Here is a 14,934-nt window from a genome sequence, read left to right as displayed (position 1 = left end):
AGCTACGAATCCGGGCAATGTGGCAACGTTCACCACAACGACACCGGGAGTGTACAGCGTAATTATAACAGATACGACTAGTACGTGTCCAAGTCAGCCTGCACAAGTAACGGTGGTTATTAATCCTATACCAGATGCTGGTACTGATGGAACATTAGATATTTGTTCGAATCAAAATCCTATAGATTTATTCGATTCGTTACAAGGAACACCACAAGCAGGCGGAACATGGTCGCCAGCATTAGCAAGTGGAACGGGAATGTTTAATCCGGCGGTTGATATATCTGGAGTTTATACCTATACTATTACAGGAATTGCACCTTGTGTTGATGATCAAGCTACGGTTACAGTTTCTGTAACGCCTGGACCAGAAGCTGGAGCAGATAGTTCGCTTGTAATTTGCGTTAACAACCCACCACAGGATTTATTCTTATTATTAGGACCAACTGCGCAAACAGGAGGAACCTGGTCACCGGCAATGGCAAGTGGAACAGGTGTATTTGACCCAGCAGTTGATCCGCAAGGAAATTATATTTATACGTTATCAGGAACTGCACCTTGTTCGAATGACTTTGCCACTGTTTCGGTAACTGTAAATCCAATTCCGGATGCGGGAACAAATGGAACTAAAACTTTTTGTTCGAATGGAACACCAGAAGACTTATTCCTTTATCTTGGTGGTACACCACAAGCAGGAGGAATCTGGTCGCCGACATTGGCAAGTGGAAATGGAACATTTGATCCGTCAGTTGATGCTGCAGGAACTTATACTTATACTGTAGGAAGTACTTGTATTACACCTTCATTTGCTACAGTAACAGTAAACATAATTACTGCTCCAAATAGTGGAGGAGCAGGGCAAACATTAACTACTTGTGCAGATGTAATCTCAGTAGACTTGACAACAGGCTTAGATGGTACACAGGATACAGGAAGTTGGAATGATGATGATGCTACAGGAGCTTTGAGTGGAAATAGTTTCAATCCAACAGTAATTGGCCCAGGAACTTATCATTTTACCTATACAGTATTGGGTACAACTCCTTGTTCAGATGCGGCGTCAACAGTTACAGTAATAGTTAATCCATTGCCAAATCCGGGAACGGCAGTTACTATTCCGCCGGTTTGTACTTCGGTTGGAACAGTAGATTTAAATACTTTGATAACAGGCCAGGATGCCGGAGGAACATGGTCGGTACCAACACCGGTTGATATTTCAAACTTTGTCGGAGGCACCTATACTTATACTTATTCTGTCACGAATTCATGCGGAACTGATACCACAGATGTTCAGTTTACGGTTTTACCGAATCCTGTCTTAACATCTACCAACATTGCCAATACAGCAGTTTGTGTCGGAACAGATGCAGTGGTTAATTTATCGGGAATGATTGATGGAACGTACACTTTGAATTATAGTCTTACGGGAAGCAACACTTTGGCAAATCAAACGGCTACCGTGACTATTTCAGGAACAACAGGAAGTTTTATAATTCCTGCAGCCAGCCTTCCTAATACAGGAACTACAACGATTACTTTTGATACAATTCAGGATACTTCAACAACATGCCAGGTAACTTTGGCAAATATCATTGCAACGATTACTGTAAATCCGTTAGTACAAATTGACAATACTAACATCGCAGTTTCATCCATCTGCCTTGGTTCTGATGCTACAGTAGATATTACAAATGCAACCAATCTTCCTGACGGAGTTTATCAATTTGATTACACCATTCCAACAGGAACGCCGACGACAGGAAACTCCGGAAATGTAACCATTACTGGAGGTATTGGGCAGTTTACAATCCCGGGAACGGTATTCGCTACAGCGGGAACTTATACTATTACCATCAACGGAATTACTATAACAACGGGTTGTTCAAACACAGCTGAGGATGCAAGCATTACTTTTAGCGTTGTTACGCCATTAAATCCGGGAACAGCGGTTACTGCACCATCTTATTGTAATGCTGTGGGAACAGTAGATTTGGATTCTTTACTAACAGGAGCCGATTCAGGAGGAGTTTGGACAGATAGTACGTCAACTGTAGTAACTTCTCCAATTGACGTTAGTGTATTTGCTCCGGCAACATACACTTACACTTATACAGTAACCAATGCCTGCGGAACATTTGATACAGATGTACAGTTTATCATTTTGCCGAATCCGGTAATGGCATCTTCAAATGTTACCAATACAATAGCCTGTATCGGAGTGGGTGCTGTGGTGAACCTGACCGGAATGGTTGATGGAACTTACACTTTGAATTATGATTTAAGCGGAAGCAATGTATTGGCAAACCAAACAGCAACCGTGACAATTTCCGGAACCACAGGAAGCTTTACAATACCGGCTGCTAGTATTCCGAATACAGGAATTACAATCATTACATTCAATACAATTCAGGATGCGAATTCAACCTGCCAGTCTACATTGACAAACGTTGCTGGATCAATCACAATCAATCCTATTGTACAAATTGACAATACCAACTTAGCGGTTTCCTCTGTTTGTGTTGGTTCTAATGTTGTGGTAGATATTACAAATGCAACCAATCTTCCAGATGGAACCTATCAGTTTGATTACACTATTCCAACAGGAACGCCAACTACAGGAAATTCAGGAGATGTAACCATTACAGGTGGAGTAGGTCAATTTGCGATTCCAGCCTCAGTTTTTGCAACTTCGGGGACTTATACATTGACAATCAATACCATTACAACAACAACAGGTTGTTCGAACACAGCTGAAGATGCCAACATCACTTTCACAGTTGTTGACCCATTAACAGTAGGAACAGCAGTTACGCCTTCACCATCGTATTGCGCATCAGTCGGAACAGTAGATTTAGATTTGTTATTGACAGGTCAAAGTCCGGGTGGAGTTTGGACCGATAGTGCTTCAACAGTAGTAACATCACCAATCAATATTATTTCATTTTTAGCCGGAACTTACAGTTATACTTATACGGTTACCAATGCTTGTGGAAGCTCCAACACAGTAGTTCAGTTTACAGTTTTGGATACGCCACAATTGACTGCAGTCAATATTAACACTACTCCAATATGTATTGGTGCTGGTGCAGTTGTGAACCTGATTAATATGGTTGATGGAACGTATACCTTGAATTATGATTTATCGGGAAGTAATACCTTAACCGGTCAATCGGTTGTGGTTACCATTGCGGGTAATATAGGAAACTTTACCATTCCGGCAGCTTCAATCCCGAATGCAGGAACAACAGTGATTACATTTACCAGCATTGTCAATAATGCAACAACTTGTGCCAATACGTTGACCAATGTTGCAGCGCAAATAATAATCCGTCCATTGGCTGATATTGATAATGCCAATTTGACCATTGCAAATGTATGCTTTGGGACAGATGTGGTAGTAAATATTGCAGGTGCAACCAATCTTCCTGACGATGTCTATCAATTTAATTACTCTATTCCGAATGCAAGTCCGGTAACCGGAAACTCAGGAAACGTAACAATAACATCTGGAGCAGGTCAGTTTACGATTCCATCATCATCGTTTCCAACATCCGGCAATTATGTATTAACGATTACAGGAATAACAGCAACTACAGGTTGTAGCAATGCGAGTGAAAATGCAACCGCGAACTTCACACTTATTCCAATTCCAAATATAAACGGAGCTACGGTTTCAGCTCAGGATACCTGTCCTAATTCAGACAGTAATGTAACCATTACAGGAATCAGCAATTTACCTGATGGTATTTATTCATTGGAATACCAATTGTCGGGAGCAAATTCAGGAACTGCAACCATCACAGTAACCTTTACAAATGGAGGTACAACATTTACCATTCCTGGTGCGGACATTATAAACAATGGACAAACGACAGTTCAAATCACGAACCTTACTTCTCCAAGCAATCCATGTGGGGTTAGTGGAGCTGGTGCGCTGATAACCAATTTCAATGTAACTTCAGAGCCAATGCCGGAGTTAATTGAAAGAGGAAACCTTTTCTGTGGAACCAATGTTCCGGCTCCAACCATTGCCGATTTATCTGCTAATGTTGTGGGAACGCCAAACATAATCTGGTACGATGCCTTAACGGGAGGAAATGCATACAGCCCAACCGATTTATTAGTAAACGGGACAACCTATTATGGAGCTGTAGTCTCTGCTAATGGATGCGAAAGTGTACGTCTTCCTGTTACGGTAGATTTAACCGTTTGTGATATCATAATCCCTGATGGGTTCTCACCTAACAATGACGGCATCAATGATACGTTTGAAATTCCAAACCTTGCTATCCAATATCCTAATTTCAAAATAGAGATCTTTAACCGCTATGGAAACCTGGTTTATAAAGGAAACATCAATGTGCCAAATTGGGACGGAACAACCACAGTAGGTGGAATAAACCTAGGCGACAAATTACTGCCAACTGGAGTGTATTTCTATATTCTTGACTTTAGGGACGGAATTAAAAAAGCAATTCAAGGTAGAGTATATCTAAACAGATAATGAAGAAATGAGTGTAACTATGAAACATAAAATTATAAAATATCTCTTAGTACTGCTTGTTGTATTTTTGACTTCAAAATTACGGGCACAACAAGATCCACAGTTTACTCATTATATGTATAATATGAGTGTAATGAATCCTGCCTATGCCACAGATAATGCAGATGTAATAAACCTTGGAGGTTTTTACCGTGCACAGTGGGTTGGGGTAAAAGGAGCGCCAACGACGCAATCGTTCTTTGCACATAAACCTTTGTCAAAAAGGGTAGAGGTTGGGCTTTCGGTAGTTCACGATGAGATTGGCGATGTGGTTAAGGAGAATAATATTTATGCCGACTTTGCCTATGTTATCCCTGTAAGCGAAACGGTTAAATTCTCACTTGGATTAAAAGCCGGAGTTACCTTATTTGATACTAATTTCAATGGTTTTGTTTTAACCGATCCATTACCTGACCCGGCATTCCAAAATAATATCAGCCAGACGTTCCCAAATATTGGAGCCGGTTTGTATTTGTTTGGGCCAAATTATTATGCAGGTTTTTCAGCACCAAACATGATGACTTCAAGACACATTGAAACCATAAACGGCCATCCGGGAAGTGGTGTGGAAGCCGTCCACTTTTTCATGACTGGTGGTTATGTGTTTACCTTCAATGGGAACGACAACTTCAAACTCAAACCAGCCTTTATGGCAAAAGGGGTTGAAGGTGCGCCATTATCATTGGACGTAACAACCAACATCCTAATCAATAACAAATTCGAATTAGGCGCAGGTTACCGAATGGGTGACTCCGTGAGCGGTTTGGCAAGTTTTTACATTACGCCGCAACTGAGGATTGGTTATGCTTACGATTATACGCTTACCAACCTGGATGCCTTCAATTCGGGTTCGCACGAAGTGTTTTTATTATTTGATTTAGATTTAAATAAACTTTCATCTAACGGTAAAGGATATGACAAATCACCACGATTCTTTTAAAATGAAAATGATGAAAAAAATATACTACATACTTTTTGTTTTTTGCAGTATCACCACTCTTTTTGCCCAAAAAAAAGTTAGTGTAAAGCAGGCTGATGCATTGTTCAAAAGCCGATCTTACGTTAAAGCTGCGGAAGCTTATGAACAGCTACCGCAGTCGAAGCAGGTACTGCAAAACCTGGGAGACAGTTACTATTACAATTTTCAAATGACCAGCGCCGTTAAAGCTTATGGCCAATTGTTTTTCTCCCACAAAGACAGTGTAAAAAAAGACGTTTTCTTTAGGTATGCAAATGCCTTAAAAGGAACTAAGGACTTTGACAAAGGCGATGCCATCATGACCGAATATATCGGGTTTGAGCAAAACACGCCTAAGTTCATGAAGAACATCACAAGGAATACTCCAAACAGTTTCAAACTGCAGATGATGTCCAAAAATAAAACGAATGGCGATTTCGGGATTTCGTTCTATGGCGATAAGGTGACTTTTGCTTCGCTTAGGAATGGAGGCGAAAAGAATGCCTACGGTTGGAACGACAGGCCTTACCTTGATTTGTTCTCTGCAACTGTTAGTAGCGATGGGCAATTGACTAAGGTGGAACCTTTTTCAGATGTCATCAACACCAAAAAACACGAAAGCAATGCTACGTTTAGTGCCGATTTGAAAACCATGTATTTCAACAGAAGTGGTGAAAAGCAGAACAAGATTGGCGATGAAAAAGTTGCGATGATCAAAATCTATAAAGCAGAGTTGGTAAACGGAAAATGGGCAAATGTTACGATGCTGCCATTTTCAAGCGACAGCTATTCTGTAGAACATCCATTCCTGACTAAGGACGGGAAGAAACTTTATTTTGCCAGCGACATGCCTGGAAGTTTAGGTTCGTTTGATATTTATGTGGTCGATGTAAATGAAGACGGAACTTACAGCCAGCCAAGAAATCTGGGCGAAACCATCAATACCAATCAAAGGGAACAATTCCCATTTTTGACCGAAGACGGAACCTTGTATTTTGCTTCTGATGGACATCAGGGCAATGGAAACCTCGATGTTTTCATGGCGATGAAATTGAGCGACACCGAATTTGACAAACCGCTTAACTTAGGTTCTACCATCAACAGCGAAATGGACGATTTCAATTTCATCCTTGATGAAAAAACAGGAAAAGGATATTTTGCTTCCAACCGAACCGGCGATGACAACCTATACACTTTTACACAAGAAGAAAACAAACTGCAGTATTTGGTTGAAGGTGAAGTCCGCGACATGAAATCGATGCAGCTTTTGCCGGGTTCTACCGTAAAATTATTTAACGAAGCCGGTGAACTTCTGGAAGAAGTGGTTGTGGGTAAAGACGGAAGTTTTACCTTCAATACCGAACCTAACAAGAAATACAAAATCATGGCTTTCAAGGATTTCTACATTCCTGCCGAAGCAACATTTGACACCAGCCAAAAAGGGAAAGTGTACATAGATTTACAAATGAAGGTCGAATCATACTATGATGCCGAAGATATCATTAACAAGAAAGATGACGGAACGGTACTTATTGAGTTGGAAAACATCTATTTTGATTTGGACAAATGGAACATCAAGCCACAGGCAGCCGAAGTGTTGAATGTGCTGTTGGGCATCCTTAAAAAATATCCATACATGGAAATCGAAATTGGTTCACATACCGATTCACGAGCATCGGATATGTATAACCTGAGATTGTCGAACAAAAGGGCGGCTTCGGCTTTAGAATACCTTGTTCAGAACGGTATCGATAGAAAAAGGCTGCGCTCAATCGGTTATGGTGAAACCAAACCATTGATCATCTGTCCTAAAAATGACTGTACCGAAGCGGAGCACGCTGCCAACCGTAGATGTACCTTCATGATTTTGAAATAAAGAGTTAGTTAGTGTTGTTATAGTTAGAATTTGAATTTTGAATGAGTGCACACCTTAGGGTGTGCATTTTTTTTGGCTGCAATTCAAGCTGAATCTGTACTTTTGTGTAAATAATTATAGTTATGAAGAAGCTCCTTCCTTTCGTTTTCCTATTTGCCGTTTCAAATCTGTCAGCACAACAACGACCAAAATTGGTGGTTGGAATTGTGGTGGACCAAATGAAAATGGAATACCTCTATCGTTTTCAAAGTGATTTTTCTGAAAATGGTTTTAAACGCATGATGAATGAGGGTTACACTTTTTACAATATGCACTACAATTATATGCCAACCTATACTGCGCCGGGACATGCATCCATTTATACCGGAACAACACCGGCAATGCACGGAATCGTAAGCAATGAATGGTACAGTAGAAGCGCTGCGAAAGAGGTTTACTGCACTGATGATGCATCAGTGACAGGTTTGGGTGAAAGTGCCAAAGGCGAAGGCGAAATGTCCCCTAAAAACCTTCAGGTGACAACCATTACCGATGAACTTCGTTTGTCAACCAATTTTAAGGGAAAGGTAATCGGGATTAGTATTAAGGATCGTGGCGCGATACTTCCTGCAGGGCATTTTGCCAATTGGGCATTTTGGTACAGCAAAACCGGCAACTTCATTTCGAGTACTTTTTATGGTGATAAATTACCAAATTGGGTAACCGAATTCAACGCGAAGAAAGGCTATATGAATTATATCAATCAGGGTTGGAATTTGTTAAAACCGGCATCGGTTTACGATGAAAGTTTGGCCGATGATAATCCGTATGAAGGCAAATTATACAAAGTCGACAAACCTGTTTTTCCTTATGATTTGAAAGCGATGTACGATAAGAATGATGCAGGTGTTTTGCGCGTTACGCCTTATGGGAATAATTATGTTGCCGATTTTGCAAAAGCTGCCATAGAGAACGAATCATTAGGCAAAGACAATGTCACCGATTTCCTTGCGGTGAGTTTTTCTTCCACCGATTATGTGGGACATATTCTTGGGCCACGTTCCATGGAATTGCAGGACACTTACCTGCGCCTCGATTTGACGATTGCCGATTTCCTAAATTATTTGGATAAAACCGTTGGCAAAGGAAACTATTTGGTTTTCCTGACTGCAGATCACGCCGGAGCTGAAAATGCCCGATTCCTAAAAGATCACAAATATGAAGTAACGAATCTTGACAATAAGGAATTGGATAAAAATCTTTCCAAATTCTCAACCGATACTTTTGGAGAGGATTTGGTTTTGCATTATGACAGTTTCAATTTGTTTTTCGACAAGGCGAAAATTAAAGCAAAAAACCTAGATTTGGCAAAGGTAAAACAGGCATTCAAGGATTTCCTGATGACGCAGGATTATGTAAAAAGGGTTTATACCGAAGAAGAGATTTTGGCAAATTCAGGAGCGGATTATCATTTGAACTGTATTGCCAAAGGTTATGACGCCACGCAGAATGGTGACATGATTGTGTTGGACAAACCTGGTTTTATTGAATATGGCCCCACAGGAACTTCACACGGAACGACGTATAGCTATGATACCAATGTGCCGTTATTGTTTTATGGCTGGAATATCAAAAAAGGAGAATGCCACGAGAAAAAAGTAATCACACAGATTGCGCCAACCTTATCCCAAAAACTAAAGATTACACTTCCAAACGGAACCGAATCGCAAGTCCTGACTGAAGTTTTGGAGAAATAGAATTGGCTAAGCTTTAAAAGTCGTCTTCAGTTTTAAGGCTCTTTTTTCAATAAGGTGCCAGGAGAAATACGCAAAGACCATCGTGATTGCAAGGCTGGAAAACATCAGGCCGTAAATTCCCAAATCGAAGAAGTTCAACAACGATTGCTGTACCACAAATCCGTAAATGTAAACGCCATACGAGATGTCGCCAAAATTTTGTCCGATGCTCTTTAGATATGGTGTTTTGGATAGCCCAAAACTTAGGATAATCACCGGAAGCAGAAAATATCCTGCGTAATGAAAATATCCCATTTTTGTTGCAGCTATCAACAGGATTGGGCAGGCAATCAGTAAAGCCTTTTGGTATTTGAAATTCTCAAAATTTACCGAAGCCAAAAACGAGCCTGCAATGAAATAACATCCCAAATCATATAAATCTTTTGTGTCCAAAAAGAATTTGGAGAAGATGGCTGAATTCAGGAAATGCGGCGCAAAATTGGCTAAAACGAATAAACCGCCAAAGGTTAACAGCAATACAATCTGCGATAGTTTCCTTTGAAAGAAAAAGAACAACAATAGCGACAAATACATTGTAAATTCGTAGCGTATCGTCCACAAACTTCCGTTTATGGATTTCAGGTACGGATTGTCCTCGAATATGCCTTCAACATTATATTGCAAATGATACAGTCCTAAATTCCGGTAAAAATAACTCCAGTAATCCCAATGGCTGAAAATGCTTCCTTCTCCGGTATAAATCAATGGAAGGAACAACATTGTAAGCAGCAAAACCACAACCAAGGCAGGAAATATCCTGACGATTCTTTTCCAGATGTATTCCAAAAGGTTTTTACTCCGCTTCAGGCTGATGAAAATCAGGTAACCGCTGATGATAAAAAAACACTTCACCGAAAAAGTTCCCAAAGCAATCTGACCGTTGCTGATTACCAGGAAGATTTCATCCTTATTATTGTCGGTGAGCGAATAGGAATGCGAAACAATGACCAATGCCGAAAAGAGCAATCTTAAAAAATCGAAATTATTTTCTTTATCAATCATTTGGTAAACGCCGGATTTAGATGCATCCAAATGTAAGTATTTTTCATATCATCAACCATAAAAAAATCCCGCCAAAGCAGGATTGTATTTTATAAATCGACCATAATCTGGTTCTGCAGCAAATCTTCAAAACTCTCGCGTTCACGAATCAAATGGCCTTTGCCGTCTTTCCACAAAACTTCAGCCGGTTTGTAACGTGAGTTGTAGTTGGAAGCCATCGAAAAGCAATACGCTCCGGCATTCCTGAAACAAAGCGTGTCACCTTCGTGGATTTCTGCAATTCGACGGTTGTTCGCAAAGGTATCGGTTTCGCAGATGTATCCCACAACGGTATAAAAACGTTCTTTGCCTTTTGGATTGGAAATGTTTTCAATGCTGTGCTGCGAACCATAAAACATTGGCCGGATCAAATGATTGAAACCGCTGTCAATTCCGGCAAAAACAGTGGAAGTAGTTTGTTTTACCACATTTACCTTTGCAAGGAAATAACCAGCTTCGCTTACCAAAAATTTTCCGGGTTCAAAAGCCAGCGTCAGTTCACGGCCGTATTCCTTTTCAAATTCCTTAAAACGTTTGGTTAGTTTTTTGCCCAATTCCTCTACATTGGTTTCGATATCGTCCTTTTTGTAAGGAACCTTAAATCCCGAACCAAAGTCCAGGAATTCCAGATTTTTGAATTGTTTGGCTGTATCAAACAGGATTTCGGAAGCATATAAAAACACTTCAACGTCCAGAATGTCCGAGCCCGTATGCATGTGGATGCCGTTGATGTTCATTTTGGTATTCTCCACTATCCTTAAAACATGCGGAATCTGGTAAATTGAAATCCCAAATTTACTGTCGATGTGGCCTACAGAAATATTTTCATTACCACCAGCCATCACATGCGGATTGATTCGGATGCAAACCGGGGTTTTTGGATATTTGGCGCCAAAATGTTCCAGAATCGAAAGATTATCTATGTTGATTTGGACGCCCAAATGCGCTACAGCTTCAATCTCTTCAAAGGAAACACCATTGGGTGTGAAAATGATTTTATCCGGGGTAAAACCCGCATGAAGGCCGAGCTTTACTTCCTGGATGGAAACGGTATCCAATCCCGAACCCATATTTTTCAATAGCCTAAGGATGGAAACATTCGACAAGGCTTTCATCGCATAATTGATGCGAAGCTTCTCTACCTTAAATGCATTGGTCAAACGCTTATACTGAAACGCGATTTTATCGGCGTCATAAACGTATAACGGATTTCCAAAAGTTTCCGCAAGGTCAAGTAGCTCTTTAGGTTGCATTTAGTATTGGATGTTAAAGGTTCCTTCGGTGATGTTGATAAAATTCTGTGGCTGGATTTCGTCATCGCCCATTTGCCCGGCGAAAGTTCCAACTAATTTATTGTTGTTTCCATTGGATGTTAAATGAACTGTAAAAACTCCCGGAAGCCTTGTCCATTGTACGCCATCAGCAGTATAGAATACGCTGACAATGTCTTCCATATGGTTTTTCTCAGTAAAGAATTCTATATGTTCCGATGTGTTTTGCGGCATGGAATACACCCCCAAATCCGTGAATTCATCAGCTGTCCCGGGATTGATAACATTTTCACTCACATAAATGTTATCAAAGGTTTTTTGGACACCGTCAACTTTAAAACTTATGGTTCCTCCAATTACAGGATTGGTGTCATCTGAACTGCTTGAACAGGAATTAAACGAAAAAGCAGTAAGCGTTAAAACAACTAATAAAAATATTTTTTTCATAAGATTTAGTATTGAATGTTGAAAGTTCCTTCAGTTATAGTTATTGTACCAACAGGGCTAATCATATCGCCTTCAAAGGTTCCGATAAATTTGTTGTCGTTGCCATTTGACGCAACATTGACTGTAAAATTATCTTCGGTTTCATAACCCATATCGCCTTGGTTTACATAATTAAAATAGATGCTATTTCCGCCTGTAATTCCTTTGATGTAACTAAATTGACACCAGTTAAAATGCTCGTTGGAATCGGAATGGATGTTTACCGCAGTATATTCATCCGGAGTTCCTTTGAAAAAAACCGTTTCATGAAAATGAAGCCCTGTAAATGTTTCCAGGTTTCCATTAATCTTAAAGGATATTGTTCCGGTTGCCTTATCTGATTTACTGTCATCGCTAGAACATGAATTAACTGAAAATGCCGTTACTGAAATTAAAAGCAATAAGATTATTTTCTTCATGAATCTAGTATAAACTTGGAAACTGATTTGGTTTTGCCTCATGCATAATTGCATATACTTTTTCAAAAACGTCCTCTGCAGAAGGTTTAGAGAAATAATCACCATCAGTTCCATATGCCGGACGATGTGCTTTTGCGGTCAGTGTTTGCGGCTGGCTGTCCAAATGATTATATCCTTTTTGTTCATCGATGATTTGCTGCAGGATATAAGCACTTGCTCCACCAGGAACATCTTCGTCGATTACCAATAATCGGTTGGTTTTCATAATGCTTTTTACACAATCATGATTGATGTCAAAAGGCAGTAACGATTGTGCATCGATGATTTCAACATCAATGCCCACTTCCTGTAATTCCTTTGCAGCCTGTTCAATAATCCTCAAGGTTGAACCATAAGAAACAATAGTGATGTCGCTTCCGGTTTTGATGGTTTCCACTACGCCAATCGGAGTTTTGAATTCGCCAAGATTGGTTGGCATTTTTTCCTTCAAACGATAGCCGTTCAAACATTCGATTACCAATGCCGGCTCGTCGGTTTCCAATAATGTATTGTAAAAACCTGCAGCTTTGGTCATATTCCTCGGAACCAAAACGTGGATTCCACGAATGGCGTTGATGATCATTCCCATTGGTGAACCCGAATGCCAGATTCCTTCCAGCCTGTGTCCGCGTGTTCTGATGATCAAAGGCGCTTTTTGTCGACCTTTGGTTCTGTATTGTAGCGTTGCCAAATCATCACTCATGATCTGAATGGCATATAATAAATAATCCAAATATTGAATTTCGGCAATTGGACGTAATCCACGCATGGCCATTCCGATTCCCTGTCCCAAAATTGTAGCTTCACGGATTCCGGCATCGGCAACACGAAGTTCTCCGTATTTTTCCTGCATGCCTTCCAAACCTTGGTTTACATCGCCAATATTTCCGGCATCTTCACCAAAAACCAATGCTTCAGGATACTTTGAAAATATGGCGTCAAAGTTATCACGCAATACCAAACGCGCATCAACCTCTTCAGCCGAATCATCATAAGTTGCGGCAGTTTCAGTTGCTTTCAAAACATTTTTGCCTGATTGCGAAAATAAGTGTGAGCTGAATTTTGGCTGGATTTTTTCAGTGTAATTGGTAATCCAGTCTGCTAATTGTAGCCTGCCATTTTCATTGACTATCAAACGCAAAACTTTACGCGCAACCGTTAGAATCTCTTTGCGGATTGGTTCTTTTATGGATGCTAAATCTGTGGCTTCTTTTTCAATGAAAGCCTTTTTATCACTTGAAGCCGCAATCGAATTCAATAACGAAACCAATTCGCTTTGTTCTTCTTTCATTGGCGCGACAAAAGCTGCCCACGCTGCTTTTTTGCCTTCCAGGACTTCCTTTTTAGAGCTGGTTTCAATGGCTTCCAATTCTTCGGCTGTAGCCAAATCATTTTGGATTAGCCAAGTTCTCATTTGGGCAACACAATCAAATTCAGCTTCCCAACCCAATCTCTCAGCATTTTTATAACGCTCGTGCGAACCCGAAGTCGAGTGTCCCTGAGGCTGCGTTAATTCATAAACGTGTATCAAAACCGGAACGTGCTCTTCGCGTGCAATTTCGGCAGCTTTTTCATAGGTTGCCACCAATGCAGGGTAATCCCAGCCTTTTACGGTAAGAATTTCGTAACCTTTAACATTTTCGTCTCTTTGGAAACCTTTTAATATTTCCGATATATTTTCCTTGGTGGTCTGATGCCTGGCGTGGACCGAAATTCCGTATTCGTCATCCCAAACGCTGATTACCATTGGAACCTGTAAAACTCCTGCCGCGTTGATGGTTTCAAAAAATAATCCTTCCGAAGTGGAAGCGTTACCGATTGTTCCCCAGGCAATTTCATTACCGTCGTTGGAAAAATTTGAAAATCCTTCCAAACCACGAACGTTTCTATATATTTTGGATGCCTGAGCCAATCCTAACAATCTCGGCATTTGACCTGCAGTAGGAGAGATGTCGGCACTTGAATTCTTTTGTTGGGTCAGGTTTTTCCAATTCCCGTTTTCATCAATGGAATGTGTCATGAAATGGCCGCCCATCTGCCTTCCGGCACTCATTGGGTCGTGTTCCAAATCGGAATGGCCATATAATCCGGCAAAAAACTGTTCTATAGTCAATTGGCCAATAGCCATCATAAAGGTTTGGTCGCGGTAGTAACCCGAGCGGAAATCACCATTTTGGAAGGCTTTCGCCATAGCCAACTGCGGTATTTCCTTTCCATCACCAAAGATTCCGAATTTGGCTTTTCCGGTTAGCACTTCCTTTCGTCCCAACAGACTACATTCTCTACTAATTGTGGCAATTTTGTAATCGTTTAAAACTTCCTGCTTGAAGTCTTCAAATGTGATTTCTGTTTTAGATGTAGCCTCTGACATAGTGGTAAATTATTTCATGAAGTAACAAATTTAAATAAAAAGTAGTAACAAACTGCATCACAGATGCAAAATAAATATTTAAGTATCTGTAATTTATTTGTGAGATATAGAAGTTGTGTTGAGATATATTCAACAAAAATTAAATTTTGCAGAGA

Annotated in this window: 9 protein-coding genes; 4 read left to right on the top strand and 5 right to left on the bottom strand. The window is 40.3% G+C overall.

Going from position 1 to position 14,934, the window contains the following annotated elements; translation table 11 throughout:
• The 4 genes from L1S31_RS12105 to pafA form a co-directional block, all read left to right on the top strand.
• A partial coding sequence (locus tag L1S31_RS12105; protein ID WP_236465002.1) for a T9SS type B sorting domain-containing protein occupies window positions 1-4,504 on the top strand: 4,504 nt, incomplete at its 5' end.
• Window positions 4,505-4,523: 19 nt separating this feature from the next.
• Window positions 4,524-5,483, top strand: coding sequence for a PorP/SprF family type IX secretion system membrane protein (locus L1S31_RS12100; protein WP_236465001.1), 960 nt, complete (start codon window positions 4,524-4,526; stop codon window positions 5,481-5,483).
• Window positions 5,484-5,493: 10 nt separating this feature from the next.
• Window positions 5,494-7,377 (top strand): OmpA family protein, encoded by a 1,884-nt coding sequence (locus L1S31_RS12095; protein WP_236465000.1) that lies wholly within the window; start codon window positions 5,494-5,496, stop codon window positions 7,375-7,377.
• Window positions 7,378-7,499: 122 nt separating this feature from the next.
• Window positions 7,500-9,113: an alkaline phosphatase PafA gene (gene pafA / locus L1S31_RS12090; RefSeq protein ID WP_236464999.1), complete on the top strand. Its 1,614-nt coding sequence runs from the start codon at window positions 7,500-7,502 to the stop codon at window positions 9,111-9,113.
• 6 nt (window positions 9,114-9,119) lie between these two features.
• Here pafA and L1S31_RS12085 read toward each other — a convergent pair whose 3' ends face one another.
• From L1S31_RS12085 to L1S31_RS12065, 5 genes are all read right to left on the bottom strand, one after another.
• Complete coding sequence (locus tag L1S31_RS12085; protein ID WP_236464998.1) at window positions 9,120-10,154, bottom strand: acyltransferase family protein; 1,035 nt, start codon at window positions 10,152-10,154, stop codon at window positions 9,120-9,122.
• A gap of 89 nt (window positions 10,155-10,243) precedes the next feature.
• Complete coding sequence (lysA, locus tag L1S31_RS12080; RefSeq protein WP_236464997.1) at window positions 10,244-11,446, bottom strand: diaminopimelate decarboxylase; 1,203 nt, start codon at window positions 11,444-11,446, stop codon at window positions 10,244-10,246.
• Window positions 11,447-11,911, bottom strand: coding sequence for a hypothetical protein (locus L1S31_RS12075; protein WP_236464996.1), 465 nt, complete (start codon window positions 11,909-11,911; stop codon window positions 11,447-11,449).
• A 5-nt stretch (window positions 11,912-11,916) separates the two neighbouring features.
• Window positions 11,917-12,369, bottom strand: a complete 453-nt coding sequence (locus L1S31_RS12070) for a hypothetical protein (protein ID WP_236464995.1) — start codon at window positions 12,367-12,369, stop codon at window positions 11,917-11,919.
• A 4-nt stretch (window positions 12,370-12,373) separates the two neighbouring features.
• Window positions 12,374-14,779 carry an alpha-ketoacid dehydrogenase subunit alpha/beta gene (locus L1S31_RS12065; RefSeq protein WP_236464994.1) on the bottom strand — a complete coding sequence of 802 codons (2,406 nt, stop codon included), beginning with the start codon at window positions 14,777-14,779 and terminating at the stop codon, window positions 12,374-12,376.
• Between the last annotated feature and the right edge of the window lie 155 nt (window positions 14,780-14,934).

The organism is Flavobacterium wongokense, from assembly GCF_021608265.1.
Lineage (GTDB): Bacteria > Bacteroidota > Bacteroidia > Flavobacteriales > Flavobacteriaceae > Flavobacterium > Flavobacterium wongokense.
This window is presented reverse-complemented; position numbering and strand designations above follow the sequence as displayed.